Below are 17,813 nucleotides of genomic sequence, written 5' to 3' on the forward strand. Positions count from 1 at the left end.
ACCCATCCTCTGGATCGGTACCGACACCTGCGCGCTCGGCCCCTACCGGGCGGATCTGGTGGAGACGTACTGGCGTTGGGAACAGGACCCGGCGCTCCTGGTCGGCTACGGACGCCAGCAGCCGGTATCCCTCGAAGCCCGCACAGAGGGCATCGCCCATCAACTACGCGGGGACAACATCCGCTTCACGGTGTACGACCTCGCCACCGGCAGTCCGGTCCCGGCGGGGGTGGCCACCCTGCTGCCCGACCCGTCCGTACGCACGGCGGAGTACGTCGTGATGCTCGCCCCCGAGGCACGCGGACGCGGACTGGGCACGATCGCCACCCGGCTGGTCCTCGACTACGCGTTCCACATCACCAACCTGCGGATGGTCTGGCTGAAGGTGCTCGCTCCCAACAAGGCAGGGAGGCGTGCCTATGAGAAGGCCGGCTTTCGAGTCGCGGGAACCCTCCGGGAGGCAGGCTTCTGGCTCGGCGCGGTCTGCGATGAACTCCTGATGGACGCGCTGGCATCGGAGTTCACCGGCCCGTCGGTCATCACGACCTGATCCGCCCGAAGCGGAATACCGGACACCGGGCTCGACGGGAGCCCGGAACCAGCACCTGCCCCGGCTCAGGAATCCGGCTGGTCGACGCGGATCTCGTAGGCGATCTCCCAGCGGATGTCCGGCACGATGATGTTCGCCGTCTCCACGGGCCGGCCCTCGCGGTCGAAGTACGTCCGCTCCACCTCGATGACCAGGTCGCCGATGGAGATCCCGAGCAGGTTCGCCTGCTCCCGCGTCGCGCGGGCCGGGCGCACCAGTTCGAGGCCGGTGGCGATGTACACGCCGATGGACCGCATGCGCTCCACGACGCCGAGCTTGCCGAGCGGACCCATCTCCGGAAGCAGGACCGGGGTGCCGTCGGTGATGGCCATCGGTTCCCAGCTCTTGGAGAGCTGGACGGGCAGCCCGTCGGCGAGGAACTCGTAGTCGGTCACGACACAGAGGTCGCCGGGCTCGACCGCCAGCCGTTCGGCGATGTCCTCCGGTGCGGGGACCCGCGCCGTGCTGGTGCACTCCCAGTCGCCCTCGTGGTCGAGCTCGCTCATGTCCGAGGCGAAGGGGCTGTTGCTGCGCTGCTCGCGGTGGCGTGAGCGGACCATGCGCCGGCGCTCGCGGGCCCGGCGGACGTACGTGCCGGAACCGGCGCGGCCTTCCAGGATGCCCTCGATGATCAGACGCTCCATGGCCCGCTGCGCCACGGACTGGCCGACGCCGTACTCCTCGGCGAACCGCGCCCGGGACGGCAGCTTGTCCCCCACGGCCCATTCACCGGCCCGCACGCGAGCCCGCAGAGAATCCGCCACCTGCAAGTACGGCGTATCACGTGGCATTTGAGCAGCTCCGTGTGTTCGGCGTCGATATGGGCGTCGCTGTTGACAAAGCTAACCCATCAGGTTGAAGCTGAATAGTCAGCATCACATGGAGTGACATTCGGTCCACCAGGGGAGAAGTGTGCGCTCTGCACAAGCGCGGGTTGCGGCGCTGACCGGCATGCTCGCCGCCGCCACAGGCACCGAACCGCGTGTGACCACCGCGCTGGACGCCTTCCGGGTCGAGGCCGGTCTCCCCTCCGAGTTGAGTGCCACCGCCCACGCAGCCGTCCTCGCCGCCCTGGCCACGGCGGACCGCTACGGCCACACGCTCAACCGCACCGCCGAATACGTCTGGGCCGAGATCAGCAGAGAGGCGAACGTGACCACGACCGACTCCCCCGACACGGCGTACCGCGCCCTGCTCGGCCACACGACGGCATGCACCGCCTGCCGGACCGGCGCGAACTGCCCCGACGCGACGAAGCTCGTCCGCGTCTGGCGGGAGACCCGCCGATGAGGTGCGCGCGCCCCCGGACCGGGCCGGGCAGCCACCCATCCACCAGCTCCACCAGCGACGGAGGTACCTGATGCGTACTACCTGCCGGTCCTTACCGACACCACCGCCCGGGAGGCCCGGATGATCGCGCTCTCCCCCACGGACGCCCGTACCTGCGAGGCATGCTGGAACGCCCCGGTCACCGCCGCCCGGCAGACCCCCGCCGGCCGTGACCTGATCTGCGAGGAGTGCGCGGAGGGCGACTACCCGCGCCGCGTCGACCTCTTCCCGCCGTTCGGCGTCTACGGCCTGACGGCCCGCAAGGTCCTGAACGACGGCAAGCACGGCAGCGGCCCCCCGAAGTCCCCGCCGGACCCGGGCCCTCCGCTGCCCAACCCGCCCCCCGCGCCGTCACCGCCGGGGACGCCGCCGGTGTAGCACCCTGGCCGGTCTCCGGCCCCTGCACGCCGCAGGCCGGGCGGGGCATGTACGACTGCGGGCCGACGGTGCGACACCGTCGGCCCGCAGTCCTGTGTCAGGGTTCTAGAGCACCGGCAGCAGGTTCTTCAGCTCGAAGGCGGTGACCTCGCTGCGGTACTCCTCCCACTCCTGCTTCTTGTTGCGCAGGAAGAAGTCGAAGACGTGCTCGCCCAGCGTCTCGGCGACCAGTTCGCTCTTCTCCATCAGCGAGATCGCCTCGCCCAGGTTCTGCGGGAGCGGCTCGATGCCCATCGCGCGGCGCTCCGCGTCCGAGAGGGCCCAGACGTCGTCGTCGGCACCGGCCGGGAGTTCGTAGCCCTCCTCGATGCCCTTGAGGCCCGCTGCGAGCAGGACCGCGTAGGTGAGGTACGGGTTGGCGCCGGAGTCGATGGAGCGGACCTCGACGCGGGCCGAGCCGGTCTTGCCGGGCTTGTACATCGGGACCCGGATGAGGGCGGAGCGGTTGTTGTGGCCCCAGCAGATGTACGAGGGGGCCTCGCCTCCCGCGCCGGCCGCGCGGGAGGAGCCGCCCCAGATGCGCTTGTAGGAGTTGACCCACTGGTTGGTGACGGCCGAGATCTCGGCGGCGTGCTTCAGCAGGCCCGCGATGAAGGAGCGGCCGACCTTGGAGAGCTGGTACTCCGCGCCCGACTCGTAGAAGGCGTTGCGGTCGCCCTCGAAGAGGGAGAGGTGGGTGTGCATGCCCGAACCCGGGTACTCCGAGAACGGCTTCGGCATGAACGTGGCCTGCACGCCCTGCTCCAGCGCCACCTGCTTCATCACCAGACGGAACGTCATGATGTTGTCCGCCGTGGAGAGCGCGTCCGCGTACCGCAGGTCGATCTCCTGCTGGCCGGGGGCGCCCTCGTGGTGGCTGAACTCGACCGAGATGCCCATCGATTCGAGCATGGTGATCGCCTGGCGGCGGAAGTCCATACCGACGTTCTGCGGCGTGTGGTCGAAGTAGCCCGAGCTGTCCGCCGGGGTCGGGCGGGTGCCGTCGACCGGCTTGTTCTTCAGCAGGAAGAACTCGATCTCGGGGTGGGTGTAGAAGGTGAAGCCGAGGTCCGACGTCTTCGCGAGGATCCGCTTCAGTACGTAGCGCGGGTCGGCGAAGGAGGGTGAGCCGTCCGGCATCAGGATGTCGCAGAACATCCGCGCGGTGCCCGGGGCTTCCGCGCGCCAGGGCAGGATCTGGAAGGTGCCCGGGTCCGGCTTGGCGATCATGTCCGACTCGTAGACCCGCGCGAAGCCCTCGATCGCCGAGCCGTCGAAGCCGATGCCCTCGTCGAAGGCCTGCTCCAGCTCGGCCGGAGCGACGGCGACGGACTTGAGGAACCCGAGGACGTCGGTGAACCACAGCCGCACGAAGCGGATGTCGCGCTCCTCAAGGGTCCTGAGGACGAATTCCTGCTGCTTGTCCATTGCCACATCCTTGCAGTTCAGACGGTCCGTGCACCACCGCCCGGGGGTAGGGGGACACTGCCAGTATCACGACCCGGGATTTCACCCACATTACGCACTCGGTGTGAGAGGGAGCACTCGGCCACCCACTACGGTCGGCGACCGTGGCGCGCGGGGCGGTGACCGAGCGATGACCGGCCGTTCCCGCCCGTCCGCGCGCATCGGTCCACGGATCGCTCTTCCGCCTCCCGGCCCCTTCGCAGCAGGACTCGACGACATGAGCTTCGCCCCCCGGTACCCCCAGCCGCAGGCACCTGGACCCAGCGCTCGCTCCACCCGCAACCGGGCCGTCGCCATAGGGCTGAGTGCCGCCGTCGTGGCCGGTCTCGTCGCCTTCGGCTCGTACTTGCTGCTGGAGAACTCCGAGGCGAACGAGAAGTCCGACAGCTCCTCGGCGGCCCAGGACGGCAAGCATCCAGGCGGGCACGACGACGCCGAGGGCGGGACCGAGGGCGGGGCCATCGAGGGGCTGAAGTCCTGGGACGCGACGAAGCTCGGCCGCAACCACGTGGCGGGCTCGGTGGACTATCCGATGAAGCCTCCGGTCGGCGGCGACCACAACCAGTCCTGGATGAACTGCGACGGCGACGTATACGAAAAGGCCCTCCCGGACGTCAACGCCGTGCACTCCCTGGAGCACGGCGCGGTCTGGGTCACGTACAACGGCAAGGCCGCCGACGCCGATGTCGCCGAGCTGGCCGGGCGCGTCGAGAAGACCCCGTTCACGCTGATGAGCCCGTACGCTGGCCAGGAGGGCGCGATCATGCTCAGCGCCTGGGGCAAGCAGGTCACCGTGGACTCCGCCGACGACAAGCGGGTGGACCAGTTCTTCGCCCAGTACGTCCAGGGCGCACAGACCCCCGAGCCCGGCGCACCCTGCACCGACGGGCTGGTTACGGTGCCGCAGTGACGGCGGGGCAGCGGACACCGGAGGACGAGGGCGAGGCCGCGCGCTCCCTCGTGGAACGACGGAAGACCCGGCGCGTGCGACGGGCCGGCGCGTCCGCCGTCGCCCTCGCCCTGCTCTTCGCGGGGACGGCCGCCATCGCCTCCGCACGGGGCGACGGGCACGAGGTGGGAGAGGGGGGCGCCCGTGTTCCGGGGGCCTCGTCCGCCGACGCCGGGTTCGCCCGGGGCATGGCCGTACACCATCAGCAGGCCGTCGAGATGTCGTTCATCGTCCGCGACCGCACGGACGACGAGGACGTACGCCGTCTCGCCTACGACATCGCCAACACCCAGGCCAACCAGCGCGGCATGCTCCTCGGCCGGCTCGACCTGTGGGAGTTGCCGAAGGTCGCCCCGGGCGGGGAGGGGCCCATGGCGTGGATGGCCGGCACGGGTGGGCACGAGCACGGTGGGCACGGCTCGGGCGGTGCCGAGGGGGCTTCCGGTACGGATGGGGTGCTCATGGCGGGCATGGCGAGCCGCTCCGAACTGAAGCGGCTCGGACGGCTCGACGGCGAGCAGGCCGAGGTGTTCTTCCTCCAGTTGATGACGGACCACCACAAGGGCGGCGTCGCCATGGCCGAGGCCTGTGCGTCGCTGTGCTCGGTTCCGGTCGAGCAGCGGCTCGCCCGGGGCATGGTCGAGGGTCAGCAGTCCGAGCTGGGGCTGATGCGGGACATGCTGGCCGAGCGGGAAGCCGTGCCTCGGCCCTGAGCCACGTCTCTGTCCTGAGCCGCGCCTCTGTCCGGGCCGGGCCGGGCTCGGACAGAGCGGGTGCGTCAGCTTTCGTCCTTCCGCCGGCGCACCCGAACGGGTGGTTGCGGTCGCGCGGCCCCGGCGGGCCGATGACGATGGGTTGCGCTCGGGGCCGTACGGCAGTGCCATCGGCACGCAGGAGGAAATCCCCCATGACAACCGCCAAGGACATCATGCACAGCGGGGCCCGCTGGATCCCGGCCCACGAGACGCTCGACCGTGCGGCGCAGCTGATGCGCGAGCACAACGTGGGCGCGCTGCCCGTCTCCGCCGACGGTGACTCCGATCGGATGGTCGGCATCATCACCGACCGCGACATCGTCGTCGGCTGTGTGGCCAAGGGGCACGACCCGGCGAGGGTCACGGCGGGCGATCTCGCGCAGGGCACGCCCCGCTGGATCGAGGCGGAGGCCGATGTGAACGCGGTCCTGGAGGAGATGCAGACCCACCGCATCCGCCGGCTGCCCGTCGTCGAGAACAAGAAGCTCGTCGGCATGATCAGCGAGGCCGACCTCGCGCAGCACCTCACCGAGGAGCAGATCGCGGGCTGGGCCGAGAAGGTCTACTCCCGCAGCTGAGAGGCTCGGTGGCCAAGAGGCTCGGTACCCGGGCGAACGGTGGCCCGGCACCCACGGCCCGCTCCGGTGGGGGGGGTACCCGGGCCACCGTTCGCCCGTATACCCGTCATGGGTATGGTGGCCCGCATGGCGGGCACGGCGTGGAGCGGCAGCGGGATGTCCGGACGGCTGATGCTGTTCGCCGCTCTGCTGTTCGGCATCGTCACCATGCATACGGTCGGGCATCCGGCGGAGCACGGCGGCTCGTCGTCGCCCCCCGCCGTGACCGAGCACGCGGCCCAGGCCCCGGGCCCGGTTCACGCCCCGGCTCCGGCCCGGGGCGTCGCCGACGTACCGTCGCACGCACCGCCGCACGACTCCCCCGGCCCCGGCGCCCCCCTGAGCGGTATGGATCCGCTCTCCGTCTGTCTCGCCGTCCTCGGTGTCTGGGGCCTCGCCCTCGTCGGTTCCTGGCTGCTCGGGCTGCGCGGCGACGGGCGGCCCCTCGGTACGCCGGTGGGTGCGGCGCTGCCGCGGGTCCTGCGGCCGATCCCGCCGCCCCGGATATCGGTGCTCGCCAGCGTTTCGGTGCTGCGTATATAGGAGTGGGCATTTCACCTCCGCCCTCCTTCCCGGCAACAACAGCCCTTCAGTTCTTCAGAGGTGTATTCGGCATGCCCACACAACCCACTCGACGCGCCGTGCTCGGCGCCGCCCTCGCCGTCGCCGGCACGGGAGCCCTCGCCGCCTGTTCCGACGGCGGCGGCAACGACGGGTTCCCGGTCCGGCACACCACGGGGGACGCGCTGCTGCTGGGAATGGGCGAGCGGTACGACGTCCTCGTCACCGCCGGCGACGGGGTCTTCCCGCTGACCGCGCTGGCCGAGGGGAAGAAGGCGTCGGCGCTGGCCGTGCTGCGGACCGGGAGCGTGCGGCGCCCGGCGCCTCGGTACGGCCCGAGGAGCTGGACGGGAAGCTGGTGGAGGCGGGGCGGCTGGTGCCGGACCCGTCGGTGGCGCTGCCCGCCCGTGCGCCGGACCGGACGATCCGGATGCGGCTCACCGGCGGGATGGAGAAGTACGACTGGGCCTTCGACGGACAGCCGTACAGCGCGAAGCAGCGACGGCCGGTCGAGGCGGGCAAGCGGGTGCGGGTCGTCTTCGACAACGGGACGGCCATGTGGCATCCCCTCCATCTGCACGGGCACACGTTCGCGCTGGCGGGGAACGCCGCCGGGGCTCGTAAGGACACCGCGATCGTGCTGCCTCACCGGTCGCTGACCGTGGAGTTCGACGCCGACAACCCGGGGCTGTGGATGGTCCACTGCCACAACGTCTACCACGCGGAGGCGGGGATGATGACGGTCCTCGGGTACCGGGCCTGACTCTCGCGGCGCACTGCGGGTCGGGGCCGGATGTGCGGCCTCGACCTGCGGTTTCGGCGGATCCGGGCAGATTTTGCCCGGCCCGCCGGGACATCGCGTCAGAAAGACGATTACACTGGCGGACGTGCCTCAACTACGCCTCGCACTGAATCAGATCGACTCGACCGTCGGCGACCTCGCCGGCAACTCCGAGGCGATCGTCCACTGGACCCGGCACGCCGCCGAGCAGGGCGCCCACCTGGTGGCGTTCCCCGAGATGGTGCTGACCGGATACCCCGTCGAGGACCTGGCCCTGCGGTCGTCCTTCGTCGAGGCCTCGCGACAGGCGCTGAGCGCGCTGGCCGCCCGGCTCGACGCGGAGGGCTTCGGCGAACTGCCGGTCGTCGTCGGCTATCTGGACCGCTCCGAGCACGCCGCGGCGCGCTACGGGCAGCCGGCCGGCTCCCCGCGCAACGCCGCCGCCGTGCTGCACCGCGGCGGGATCGCGCTCAACTTCGCCAAGCACCACCTGCCGAACTACGGGGTGTTCGACGAGTTCCGGTACTTCGTGCCGGGCGACTCGATGCCCGTCGTCCGCATCCACGGCATCGACGTGGCCCTCGCGATCTGCGAGGACCTGTGGCAGGACGGCGGGCGCGTCCCGGCCGCCCGGTCCGCCGGGGCCGGGCTGCTGCTGTCGATCAACGCCTCGCCGTACGAACGGGACAAGGACGACACCCGGCTGGAACTGGTCCGCAAGCGGGCCCAGGAGGCCGGCTGCACGACGGCCTACCTGGCGATGATCGGCGGACAGGACGAGCTGGTCTTCGACGGCGACTCGATCGTCGTCGACAAGGAGGGCGAGGTCATCGCCCGCGCCCCGCAGTTCTCCGAGGGCAGCGTGATCCTCGATCTGGAGCTGCCCGCCGCCGAGGCCGTGGCACCGTCGGGTGTGGTGGACGACGGGCTGCGCATCGACCGTGTGGTGCTGTCCGACCGTCCCGTGGACGCGTACGAGCCGGAGCTCGCGGGCGGGTACGCGGAGCGGCTGGAGGACGACGAGGAGATCTACTCCGCGCTGGTCGTCGGGCTGCGCGCGTACGCCGCGAAGAACGGTTTCAGCAGTGTGCTGATCGGGCTCTCCGGCGGGATCGACTCGGCGATCTGCGCGGCCATCGCCTGCGACGCGCTCGGCGCGAAGAACGTGTACGGCGTCTCGATGCCGTCGAAGTACTCCTCGGACCACTCCAAGGGCGACGCGGCCGAGCTGGCGCGGCGGACCGGGCTGAACTTCCGCACCGTACCGATCGAGCCGATGTTCGACGCGTACATGGGGTCGCTCCAGCTCACCGGCCTGGCCGAGGAGAATCTCCAGGCCCGGCTGCGCGGCACGATGCTGATGGCCCTGTCCAACCAGGAGGGGCAGATCGTGCTGGCGCCGGGCAACAAGTCCGAGCTGGCGGTCGGCTACTCCACGCTGTACGGCGATGCGGTCGGCGCGTACGGGCCGATCAAGGACGTCTACAAGTCGTCGGTCTTCCGGCTGGCGAAGTGGCGCAACCGGGCCGCCGAGGAGCGGGGGCAGACGCCGCCGATCCCGGAGGCCTCCATCACCAAGCCGCCGAGCGCGGAGCTGCGGCCGGGGCAGGTCGACACGGACTCGCTGCCGGACTACGACGTCCTGGACGCGATCCTGGAGATGTACGTGGACCGGGACCAGGGTCTTGATGCCATCGTGGCGGCCGGGTACGACGCGGAGCTGGTGGCGAAGACGCTGCGGATGGTGGATACGGCGGAGTACAAGCGGCGGCAGTATCCGCCGGGGACGAAGATCTCGCCCAAGGGGTTCGGGAAGGACCGGCGGTTGCCGATCACGAACCGGTGGCGCGAGTCGTAGGGGGTGTCACCGGGGGCGTCCGGTGGCCGCCTTGCCCTCAAGCTCCGGACGGGCCGGAACGGCCCGACGGGCCCGGGGTCGGCGTGGCCGCGGGTCCGCCCGGCGCAGCGGTTCCGTCCTCAATCGCCGGACGAGCCGGAAACGGTCGCCCGGTTCGCCCCGTGCGGGGTGGTGGACGCACCCATGACCACCCGGGACGCCTTCGCCGGGTCGCGGTCCAGGTAGCCCGCCGCCGCTGCCACCGCCAGGCCGATCACCGCCAGCACCGCGCCGACCAGGGCCGGGGACGTCCAGCCCCAGCCCGCCGCGATGGCCACGCCGCCCAGCCAGGCGCCGCCCGCGTTGGCCAGGTTGAACGCGGAGTGGTTGGAGGCCGAGGCCAGGGTCGGGGCGTCCTTCGCCTTGTTCATCACCAGCATCTGGAGCGGGGTCGTCGTCATGAAGCCGACCCCGCCCAGCAGCACCACCATCACCAGCGCCGCCCACTGCACGTGCGCCACGAACGGGAAGACCACCAGGACCACCGCGAGCGCGCCGAGCGATCCGTACAGGGTCGGGCGCAGCGCGCGGTCCGTGAGAGGTCCCGCGGCCAGGGCTCCCAGGGTCATCCCGATGCCGAAGAGGGCCAGGACCAGGGTGACGGAGGACTCGCCGAAGCCCATCGCCTTCGTGGTCATCGCCGAGAGGTACGAGTACACCGCGAAGACCCCGGCGAAGCCGAAGACCGCGGTGAGCAGGCCAAGGAGCACCTGGCGGTTGCCGAGGGCGCGGAGTTCGCGGCGTACGTCCTGGTGCGCCTCGACCGGTATGCCGGGCACCAGGCGGGCCAGGGCCGCCATCGCGGCGAGGCCGATCGCCGCGACCACGAGGAAGGTGGCCCGCCAGCCGAGGTGCTGGCCGAGCAGGGTCGCCGCGGGGACGCCGACGATGTTGGCCACCGTCAGGCCGAGGAACATCGTCGCCACCGCCCGCGCCCGGCGGCCCTCGGGGACCAGGCGGGCGGCCACGACCGCGCCGACGCCGAAGAACGCGCCGTGCGGCAGACCGGCGAGGAAGCGGCCCGCGATCAGCCAGCCGAAGTCCGGGGCGAGCGCGGAGGCCAGGTTGCCGACGGTGAACAGCGCCATCAGGAGCAGGAGCATCCGCTTGCGGGGGACCCGCGAGCCGAGTCCGGTGAGGAGCGGTGCGCCGAGGACGACGCCGATCGCGTACGCCGACACGAGGTATCCGGCGGTGGGCACGGACGTCCCGAGGTCGTCCGCCACGTTGGGCAGCAGCCCCATCATGACGAATTCCGTCGTGCCTATGCCGAAGGCGCTCACGGCCAGGGCGAGGAGAGCCAGGGGCATGGGGAGGAAACCTTTCGCGGTGGTGCACAGCAGGGAGCCGCTGCCTCGGCACGCAGGTGCCGGACAACGGCTCACGCCATATGTAAGTTACCGGAACAAATTCTCGCAGATGCTTGTGCCGGGACGCCTGCCGGCAGGTGAACAGCTCATTGCGCAGGTCCCGCCGGTACCGCCGGATGCGTCACAGTTCCACCCGGGCCGCGATCGGGAGGTGGTCGCTGTCGGTCGCCGCGAGCGTCCAGGAGGACAGCGGCTCGACGTCCTTGACCATGATCTGGTCGATCCGGGCCATCGGGAACGAGGCGGGCCAGCTGAATCCGAAGCCGTCGCCCGCCGCGCCCTGGGTGGAGCGCATCTGGGAGGTGACCGCGTTCAGCGAGCGGTCGTTCATCGTGCCGTTCAGGTCGCCGAGCAGGACGACGCGCTTCACCGGTTCGTCGGCGATGGCCTCGCCGAGCGCGTCGGCGCTGTTGTCGCGCTGGTTGGCGGTGAACCCGGCGTGCAGTTTCACGCGGACGGACGGCAGGTGGGCCACGTACACCGCGACCTCGCCCTGCGGGGTCTCGACCGTGGAACGCATCGCCCGGGTCCAGCCCATCTTGATGTCGACCGGCTTGGTGTCGCTGAGCGGGTACTTGCTCCACAGCCCGACGGTGCCCTGGACCGAGTGGTACGGGTAGCGGCCGGCCAGCGACTTCTCGTACGTGGAGACCTGCCGGCCCGGAAGTTCCTGGAGGGCCACGACGTCCGCCCCGGAACCGGCGACCTGCTGGGCGGTGCCGTCGGGGTCGGGGTTGTCGGCGTTGACGTTGTGGGTGGCGACGGTGAGGTCGCCGCCGCCGCCGGACTTGTCGGTGAGCAGGCCGCCGAACACGTTGAGCCAGACCACCGCGGGCAGCAGCAGCGCGATCAGGGCGGTCGCGGAGCGCCGCACCAGTCCCAGGACCAGCAGGACCGGGATGAACAGCGCGACCCACGGCAGGAACGTCTCGATGAGGCTGCCGAGGTTGCCGAGCCGGTTGGGGATCTGCGCGTGGACGACCATCAGCAGCGTCAGCAGCACCGAGCAGAGGGCCAGCACGATCCCGCGCCGCCAGATGCCCCGGTCGGACGTCAGTCTGTCCCGCAGACTCCGGAAGCGAGATCCGCCGGCCCCCGGCTGCTCCGCGCTGCCGTTGCCCGTGTCCGCTCCGTACGCCTGCACCATCGCGCTGTCCTCACTGCCTTGCCCTGCACATCGCCGCGCTCCCGACCCTAGGTGATGAGCGGCGTCTTTCCCGTCGTCGGCCTACCGGCCTGCCCGGGGCCCGACGACCGTACGGAGAACCCGTACGCAGAGCAGGACGACGGAGGCAGGACGACGGGTTCCGGTCCGGGGCCGGCCCAGGGGCTTTGTGACAGAAAGATCACATGCGTCCGGAGGTGAGGCCCCGGGTGCGCATCCCCCGGCACCGGAGTGCGCACCCACTTCCCGAGTGGCGGGGCGGGATGCCACCATGGAAGGGATCCGGGGACGCCGTCAGGGCGCCTCGAGATGACGAAGGAGCCGTTGGCCATGTCGCTTCAGGCTGCGCAGAATCAGTCCTCCCCCGCGGATGCGTCCGCTTCCCCCGCGGGCCCGTCCGCCGACAGCGGCAAAGCGCTGTACGGAGGGAAGTCCACCCGGCGCATCACCGTCCACGACATCGCCGCCGCCACGGAGCGTGGCGAGAAGTGGCCCATGCTCACCGCGTACGACGCGATGACCGCGTCCGTCTTCGACGAGGCCGGGATCCCGGTCATGCTCGTCGGGGACTCGATGGGCAATGTCCATCTCGGCTACGAGACCACCGTGCCCGTCACGATGGACGAGATCGCCATGCTGTCCGCCGCCGTCGTACGGGGCACCAAGCGCGCCCTGATCGTCGCCGACCTGCCCTTCGGCTCGTACCAGGAAGGCCCCGTCCAGGCACTGCGCAACGCCACCCGGCTGATCAAGGAGTCGGGTGTCGGCGCGGTCAAGCTGGAGGGCGGCGAGCGGTCCCACGAGCAGATCCGGCTGCTGGTCGAGGCCGGCATCCCGGTCATGGGCCACATCGGTCTGACCCCGCAGTCCGTCAACGCGATGGGCTACCGGGTCCAGGGGCGCGGCGAGGAGTCCGCCCAGCAGCTGCTGCGCGACGCCAAGGCCGTCCAGGACGCCGGCGCGTTCGCCGTCGTCCTGGAGCTGGTGCCCGCCGAGCTGGCCGCCGAGGTCACCCGTACGCTGCACATCCCGACCGTCGGCATCGGCGCCGGTTCCGCGACCGACGCGCAGGTGCTGGTCTACACGGACATGGTCGGGCTGACCGGCGGCAAGGTGCCGCGCTTCACCAAGCAGTACGCGAACCTGCGGCAGGTCCTCGGCGATGCGGCGAAGGAGTTCGCGGACGAGGTCGTCGGCGGCACGTTCCCGGCGCCGGAGCACACCTTCCACTGACCGGCGGCCCCAGGGCCAGTCGTTCGGATCAGGCCGGACCCTGCGAGCCCGGCATGATCCGAACGACGGGAACCGGCTGACCTGCTGGTCCACCGACCCTTTCCCGCACCACCGACAGCCCGCCGACATCCCCCATCGGTGGGCTGTCGCCTGCGCGACGGCCGGTGCCGGGCTGTGTCGGCGGTCTGTCGGCGAGCTGTCGGTGGACGCCGGTCTGCTGGTGGGCATGGAACGAATCGACAAGAACCCCAGCAGCGGCCGGAACGCCGTCGAGGTGCGGGGGCTGGTCAAGCACTACGGCGAGACCAAAGCACTGGACGGCGTGGACCTCGACGTCCGCGAAGGCACCGTCCTCGGTGTGCTCGGCCCCAACGGCGCGGGCAAGACCACCCTCGTACGCTGCCTGTCCACCCTGGTCACCCCCGACGCCGGCCACGCGGTCGTCGCGGGCTACGACGTGGTGAAGCAGCCCCGGCAGCTCCGCCGCACCATCGGCCTGACCGGGCAGTACGCCTCGGTCGACGAGAAGCTCTCCGGCTGGGAGAACCTCTACATGATCGGGCGGCTGCTCGATCTGCCCCGCAAACAGGCGCGGGCCCGCGCCGACGAGCTGCTGGAGCGGTTCTCGCTCACCGAGGCCGCCAGGCGGGCCAGCATGGAGTACTCCGGCGGGATGCGCCGCCGGCTCGACCTGGCCGCCTCGATGATCGGCAGCCCCGCCGTGCTCTACCTGGACGAGCCGACGACGGGGCTCGACCCCCGGACCCGCAACGAGGTCTGGGACGAGGTGCGGCGGATGGTCGCCGAGGGCGCGACCGTACTGCTGACCACCCAGTACATGGAGGAGGCGGAGCAGCTCGCCAAGGAGCTGACCGTCATCGACAGGGGGAAGATCATCGCTCGGGACGGGGTCGACGAGCTGAAGGCCAGGGTGGGCGGACGCACCCTGCAGATCCGGCCCTCGGACCCGGCGGAGCTGGCCGCGATGGCGCGGGCGATCCGGGAGGCCGGGCTCGACGGCGTCGCCGGGGCGCAGGCCGTGCCGGACGAGGAGCTGCTGTACGTGCCGATCCTCAGCGACGAGCAGCTCACCGCCGTCATCGGGCTGCTGGGCGTCCGGGGGTTCTCCCTCGCCCATGTCGCGACGGCCCTGCCCAGTCTCGACGAGGTGTTCCTCGCGATCACCGGCGACAAGGCCACTCCCCTCTCCGACCAGGCTCCCCAGGAGGTCGCCGCATGAGCACCACGACACTGCCCCCCGCCCCCGTCGGGTCCGCGGACACCGGCCCGTCGAAGGACGGGGTGGCCGAGGAGGGCCGGATAGGGCTGCGGGCCAACCTGCGGCACATCGGGGCGCTGGTCCGGCGCAATCTGCTCCAGATCAAGAAGGACCCCGAGTCGATGTTCGACGTCCTTCTGATGCCGGTCGTCTTCATCGTGCTCTTCGTGTACGTCTTCGGCGGCTCGGTCGGCGCCAGCCTCGGCGGTGACCGGCAGTCCTATGTGAACTACCTGGTACCCGGGTTGATGGCGATGATGGGCATGAACATCGCCATGGCCGTCGGCACCGGTGTCAACGACGACTTCCGCAAGGGGGTCATGGACCGGTTCCGGACGATGCCGATCGCCCGCTCCTCGGTGCTCGTCGCCAAGATCGCGGTCGAGCTGGGCCGGCTGCTGGTCGCCACGCTGATCCTGCTCGCCATGGGGTTCGCCCTCGGCATGGAGCTGAACGGCTCGGTGTTCGGGCTCCTCGGAGCGGTCGCACTGGCCGCGACGTTCGGCGCCGCCATGATGTGGATCTTCATTCTGCTCGGGCTGGCCATGAAGACGGCCCAGGCTGTTCAGGGGACGGCGATGCTCGTGCTGATGCCGCTGCAGTTCGGTTCCTCGATCTTCGCGCCGCCGCAGACCATGCCGGGCTGGCTCCAGGCGTTCACCGACCACAACCCGCTGTCCAACCTCGCGGACGCGGCGCGCGGGCTCATGCAGGGCGACCCGGTCGCGGAATCGGTCTGGTGGACGCTCGCCTGGGCCGCCGGGATCACGGTGGTGGCGGCTCCGCTGGCGGTCGCCAGGTTCCGCAAGAAGGCCTGAGCGAGGGGAGCACCACCCGCGAGCCCGTCACTCCGGCCGGCCCGGCCGGTACGTCTCCGCCAGGGCGGTGGCCTCATCGAGGGTGAGGCCACCGCCCTCCTCGTACGCCGCCGTGTACGCGTCATCACTGATCCGGGTCCGGGCCGCCCGTTCGGCGTCCTCGCGGAAGCGGTACTCCATCACGGTCGGCATGTGCCCCCCGGGCAGCAGCGCCACCTGCAGGCCGAGCAGTCGGGCGGCGGCCTCCGGAGCCCCGGCACCGTCGAGTCCGGCGAGGGCACGGGCGATGACCAGCAGCTGCATGGACGCCAGGTGCGGGGCCATCATCGTCGACAGCCGGTCCTGGGAGCGGCTCAGCGCGGTCAGCCCCCTGTCCAGAGCGCGGGCGTACGCGCCGTCGAGGTTGTCCAGCCAGGCCAGCACCCCGAGCACGAAACCGTCGAAGGCCGCGACCATGTGGGAGCTGAAATCCTCGCGCAGCAGCGTCAGCTGTTCCCGCGCCTCGCCGATGTGGCCCTGGCGCCCGAGCAGGAACCCCAGGTGCAGTCGGGCGGTCGGCACCGCTTCGTGGCCCGCGAGCCGCCCGTCGCCGATGATCTCCCGCAGAATGGCCTCCGCCTCGTCGGAGCGGTCCAGATCGGCGAGGACCCCGGCGTACCGAGCCCGCAGCACCGCCGCCTGCACCTGAGCGCCGAGCGCCCGCGCGTGGCCCACCGCGGCCCGGTAGTCCTCGGCGGCCTCGGCGAACCGGCCCCGCTGTTCGTGCGCCTCGCCCCGGGACGCCAGCGATTCCGCGGCGCCCCAGTCGTCCTGGAGCCGGACGAAGATCTCCAGGCTCTCGTCGGCGTCGGCCAGTGCTTCGTCCGCCGATTCGGGACGGTTGGCCAGGACCTTGGACCGCATCTGGAGCGCGGCGCCCAGCTCCCACTCGTAGCCGTACTCCCGGGCGGCGCGGACCGTCTCGTCCGTCAGCTCGCGCAGGTCGTCGGTCTCGCCGGAGAGCAGGACCGCGTACGCCCAGAGCGAACCGGGCGCACGGCAGGTCTGCGGCTGACCCGCCCGGTAGGTGCGGGCGATGCTCCGCAGTCGGGCCTGGCCCTCCTCGGTGGTCCACGCCTCCATCGTGTGGTCCGTGCTGGCCAGTTGGACCAGCCCCACCCCGCGCCGCGCCTCCGCCACCTGTTCGGGTACCCACGGCGGCGGCCGGTCGGTGGTCCGTTCCAGCAGGGAGGGGGCCGGTACGCCGGGCGGGGCGAACGGATCGGGGCCGAGCGACGACGCGGCCCGGGCCCATTGGCGGGCGTCCGGACGCAGATCGCGCATCATCCAGTACCAGGACATCGACAGCACCATGCACAGCGCCTCCTGCTCGTCCCGGGCGGCGACGGCGTGGCGGAGCGCGGTGCGCAGGTTCTCGTACTCGCGCTGGAAGAGCGCGATGGCCTCCCGCTGCCCGGCGCCACGCAGCTTCGGCCCGGTGATACGGGCCAGTTCCCGGTAGTGGACCAGGTGGCGGCGCTCGGCGGTGTCCCGCTCGTCCGCCTCCTTCAGACGTTCGGCGGCGTATTCGCCCACCGTCTCCAGCAGCCGGTAGCGCATCTCCTCGTCGTCACCGGGCTCGGCGACGACGAGTGACTTGTCGACGAGGGAGCCGAGCAGGGAGGCGACGTCCAGGGAGTCCACGGTGACACCGCCGGCCGGGGCGGCCAGTGCGCAGACCTCCTCGGCGGCGGCGAGGGAGCAGTCTCCGGCGAAGACGGACAGGCGGCGCAGTACGGCGCGTTCGGCGGCGTCGAGGAGGTCCCAGGACCAGTCGACGACGGCGCGCAGGGTCTGCTGGCGGGGCAGCACGGTCCGGCTGCCGCTGGTGAGGAGACGGAAGCGGTCATCGAGCCGGTCGGCGATCTGGCGCGGGGTGAGCATCCGCAGCCGGGCGGCGGCCAGTTCGATGGCGAGCGGCAGCCCGTCCAGGCGGCGGCAGATCTCGGCGCAGGCGGCGGCGGTCGCCTCGTCCGCGTCGGTACGGAAGCCGGGGCGGGCGGCGGCCCCGCGCTCGGCGAGCAGGCGCAGCGCCATCGGGTCGGGCAGCGGTTCGACGGGGCGCACGACCTCGCCCGGCACGCCGAGGGGTTCGCGGCTGGTGGCGAGGACGGTGAGCTGGGGGCAGTGGGTCAGCAGATGGTCGGTGAGGGCGGCGGCCGCCCCGACGACGTGCTCGCAGTTGTCCAGGAGGAGCATCATCCGGCGCGGGGCGCAGTGCTCGGTGAGGCGTACGAGGGGGTAGGCGCCGGTGCGGTCGGCGGCCCGCAGCTCCTCGGCCCCGGCCCCGCGCAGCACGGTCTCCCGGGCGCCGAGTGCGGTCAGGACGGTTTCGGGCACGATGTCCGGGTCGTCGACGGGGGCCAGTTCGACGAGCCAGACGCCGTCGGGCCAGGCCTCGGCGGCCGCCTCCGCGGCCTCCTGGGACAGCCGGGTCTTTCCGGCGCCGCCGGGGCCCAGCAGGGTGACGAGCCGGGCGTGGCCGAGGTCCTCGCGCAGGGCGGCGATGTCGGTGTCGCGGCCGACGAAGCTGGTGAGCCGGGCCCG

General features: G+C 71.4%; 16 protein-coding genes and 1 pseudogene. 12 read left to right on the forward strand and 5 right to left on the reverse strand.

The window, feature by feature from the left end:
* The first annotated feature begins 4 nt into the window (after positions 1 to 4).
* Entirely contained in the window at positions 5 to 550 is a 546-nt protein-coding gene (locus tag B9S58_RS00580; RefSeq protein ID WP_103530182.1) for a GNAT family N-acetyltransferase, read from the forward strand.
* Positions 551 to 615: 65 nt separating this feature from the next.
* On the opposite strand, the gene B9S58_RS00585 is transcribed toward B9S58_RS00580, so the two are convergent.
* On the reverse strand, positions 616 to 1,380 hold the full coding sequence (locus tag B9S58_RS00585) for a GntR family transcriptional regulator (protein ID WP_103530183.1): 765 nt from the start codon (positions 1,378 to 1,380) through the stop codon (positions 616 to 618).
* 160 nt (positions 1,381 to 1,540) lie between these two features.
* Between B9S58_RS00585 and B9S58_RS00590 the strand changes: the two genes are divergently transcribed.
* Together B9S58_RS00590 and B9S58_RS00595 are read left to right on the forward strand one after the other, a co-directional pair.
* On the forward strand, positions 1,541 to 1,879 hold the full coding sequence (locus tag B9S58_RS00590) for a hypothetical protein (protein WP_103530184.1): 339 nt from the start codon (positions 1,541 to 1,543) through the stop codon (positions 1,877 to 1,879).
* Between the two features lie 120 nt (positions 1,880 to 1,999).
* Positions 2,000 to 2,296: a hypothetical protein gene (locus tag B9S58_RS00595; RefSeq protein WP_103530185.1), complete on the forward strand. Its 297-nt coding sequence runs from the start codon at positions 2,000 to 2,002 to the stop codon at positions 2,294 to 2,296.
* Positions 2,297 to 2,401: 105 nt separating this feature from the next.
* On the opposite strand, the gene glnA is transcribed toward B9S58_RS00595, so the two are convergent.
* On the reverse strand, positions 2,402 to 3,763 hold the full coding sequence (glnA, locus tag B9S58_RS00600; protein ID WP_030080862.1) for a type I glutamate--ammonia ligase: 1,362 nt from the start codon (positions 3,761 to 3,763) through the stop codon (positions 2,402 to 2,404).
* Between the two features lie 256 nt (positions 3,764 to 4,019).
* Between glnA and B9S58_RS00605 the strand changes: the two genes are divergently transcribed.
* From B9S58_RS00605 to B9S58_RS00630, 6 genes and pseudogenes are all read left to right on the forward strand, one after another.
* On the forward strand, positions 4,020 to 4,712 hold the full coding sequence (locus B9S58_RS00605) for a DUF3105 domain-containing protein (RefSeq protein WP_103530186.1): 693 nt from the start codon (positions 4,020 to 4,022) through the stop codon (positions 4,710 to 4,712).
* 50 nt (positions 4,713 to 4,762) lie between these two features.
* Positions 4,763 to 5,464, forward strand: a complete 702-nt coding sequence (locus B9S58_RS00610; protein WP_103530198.1) for a DUF305 domain-containing protein — start codon at positions 4,763 to 4,765, stop codon at positions 5,462 to 5,464.
* Between the two features lie 194 nt (positions 5,465 to 5,658).
* Positions 5,659 to 6,084, forward strand: coding sequence for a CBS domain-containing protein (locus tag B9S58_RS00615; protein WP_103530187.1), 426 nt, complete (start codon positions 5,659 to 5,661; stop codon positions 6,082 to 6,084).
* Positions 6,085 to 6,210: 126 nt separating this feature from the next.
* Positions 6,211 to 6,666, forward strand: a complete 456-nt coding sequence (locus tag B9S58_RS00620; RefSeq protein WP_258044130.1) for a hypothetical protein — start codon at positions 6,211 to 6,213, stop codon at positions 6,664 to 6,666.
* Positions 6,667 to 6,833: 167 nt separating this feature from the next.
* Positions 6,834 to 7,447 (forward strand): annotated as a pseudogene (locus B9S58_RS00625) (multicopper oxidase domain-containing protein); the annotation flags it as partial.
* A gap of 124 nt (positions 7,448 to 7,571) precedes the next feature.
* Positions 7,572 to 9,323, forward strand: a complete 1,752-nt coding sequence (locus B9S58_RS00630) for an NAD+ synthase (protein ID WP_103530189.1) — start codon at positions 7,572 to 7,574, stop codon at positions 9,321 to 9,323.
* A gap of 119 nt (positions 9,324 to 9,442) precedes the next feature.
* On the opposite strand, the gene B9S58_RS00635 is transcribed toward B9S58_RS00630, so the two are convergent.
* Together B9S58_RS00635 and B9S58_RS00640 are read right to left on the reverse strand one after the other, a co-directional pair.
* On the reverse strand, positions 9,443 to 10,672 hold the full coding sequence (locus B9S58_RS00635; RefSeq protein WP_103530190.1) for an MFS transporter: 1,230 nt from the start codon (positions 10,670 to 10,672) through the stop codon (positions 9,443 to 9,445).
* A 181-nt stretch (positions 10,673 to 10,853) separates the two neighbouring features.
* Positions 10,854 to 11,879 (reverse strand): endonuclease/exonuclease/phosphatase family protein, encoded by a 1,026-nt coding sequence (locus B9S58_RS00640; protein WP_103530191.1) that lies wholly within the window; start codon positions 11,877 to 11,879, stop codon positions 10,854 to 10,856.
* 348 nt (positions 11,880 to 12,227) lie between these two features.
* Between B9S58_RS00640 and panB the strand changes: the two genes are divergently transcribed.
* The 3 genes from panB to B9S58_RS00655 all read left to right on the forward strand — a co-directional run bounded on the left by panB (position 12,228) and on the right by B9S58_RS00655 (position 15,227).
* Complete coding sequence (gene panB, locus B9S58_RS00645) at positions 12,228 to 13,130, forward strand: 3-methyl-2-oxobutanoate hydroxymethyltransferase (RefSeq protein ID WP_103530192.1); 903 nt, start codon at positions 12,228 to 12,230, stop codon at positions 13,128 to 13,130.
* 226 nt (positions 13,131 to 13,356) lie between these two features.
* Positions 13,357 to 14,370, forward strand: coding sequence for an ATP-binding cassette domain-containing protein (locus B9S58_RS00650; RefSeq protein WP_103530199.1), 1,014 nt, complete (start codon positions 13,357 to 13,359; stop codon positions 14,368 to 14,370).
* A complete protein-coding gene (locus B9S58_RS00655) occupies positions 14,367 to 15,227 on the forward strand; it encodes an ABC transporter permease (protein WP_103530193.1) in 861 nt (286 codons plus the stop codon). The genes B9S58_RS00650 and B9S58_RS00655 overlap by 4 nt, the downstream gene beginning before the upstream one ends.
* A 27-nt stretch (positions 15,228 to 15,254) precedes the next feature.
* Here B9S58_RS00655 and B9S58_RS00660 read toward each other — a convergent pair.
* The coding region (locus B9S58_RS00660) for an AAA family ATPase (RefSeq protein ID WP_258044131.1) at positions 15,255 to 17,813 on the reverse strand (2,559 nt) is incomplete at its 5' end.

The sequence above is a fragment of the Streptomyces sp. SM11 genome (assembly GCF_002910905.1).
Taxonomy (GTDB): Bacteria; Actinomycetota; Actinomycetes; order Streptomycetales; family Streptomycetaceae; genus Streptomyces.

Coding starts and splice junctions, on each gene's coding strand:
- B9S58_RS00585 (WP_103530183.1), bottom strand. CDS start 1,380: ATGCCACGTGATACGCCGTACTTGCAGGTGGCGGATTCTCTGCGGGCT.
- B9S58_RS00590 (WP_103530184.1), top strand. CDS start 1,541: ATGCTCGCCGCCGCCACAGGCACCGAACCGCGTGTGACCACCGCGCTG.
- B9S58_RS00595 (WP_103530185.1), top strand. CDS start 2,000: ATGATCGCGCTCTCCCCCACGGACGCCCGTACCTGCGAGGCATGCTGG.
- glnA (WP_030080862.1), bottom strand. CDS start 3,763: ATGGACAAGCAGCAGGAATTCGTCCTCAGGACCCTTGAGGAGCGCGAC.
- B9S58_RS00605 (WP_103530186.1), top strand. CDS start 4,020: ATGAGCTTCGCCCCCCGGTACCCCCAGCCGCAGGCACCTGGACCCAGC.
- B9S58_RS00615 (WP_103530187.1), top strand. CDS start 5,659: ATGACAACCGCCAAGGACATCATGCACAGCGGGGCCCGCTGGATCCCG.
- B9S58_RS00620 (WP_258044130.1), top strand. CDS start 6,211: ATGGCGGGCACGGCGTGGAGCGGCAGCGGGATGTCCGGACGGCTGATG.
- B9S58_RS00635 (WP_103530190.1), bottom strand. CDS start 10,672: ATGCCCCTGGCTCTCCTCGCCCTGGCCGTGAGCGCCTTCGGCATAGGC.
- B9S58_RS00640 (WP_103530191.1), bottom strand. CDS start 11,879: ATGGTGCAGGCGTACGGAGCGGACACGGGCAACGGCAGCGCGGAGCAG.
- panB (WP_103530192.1), top strand. CDS start 12,228: ATGTCGCTTCAGGCTGCGCAGAATCAGTCCTCCCCCGCGGATGCGTCC.
- B9S58_RS00650 (WP_103530199.1), top strand. CDS start 13,357: ATGGAACGAATCGACAAGAACCCCAGCAGCGGCCGGAACGCCGTCGAG.
- B9S58_RS00655 (WP_103530193.1), top strand. CDS start 14,367: ATGAGCACCACGACACTGCCCCCCGCCCCCGTCGGGTCCGCGGACACC.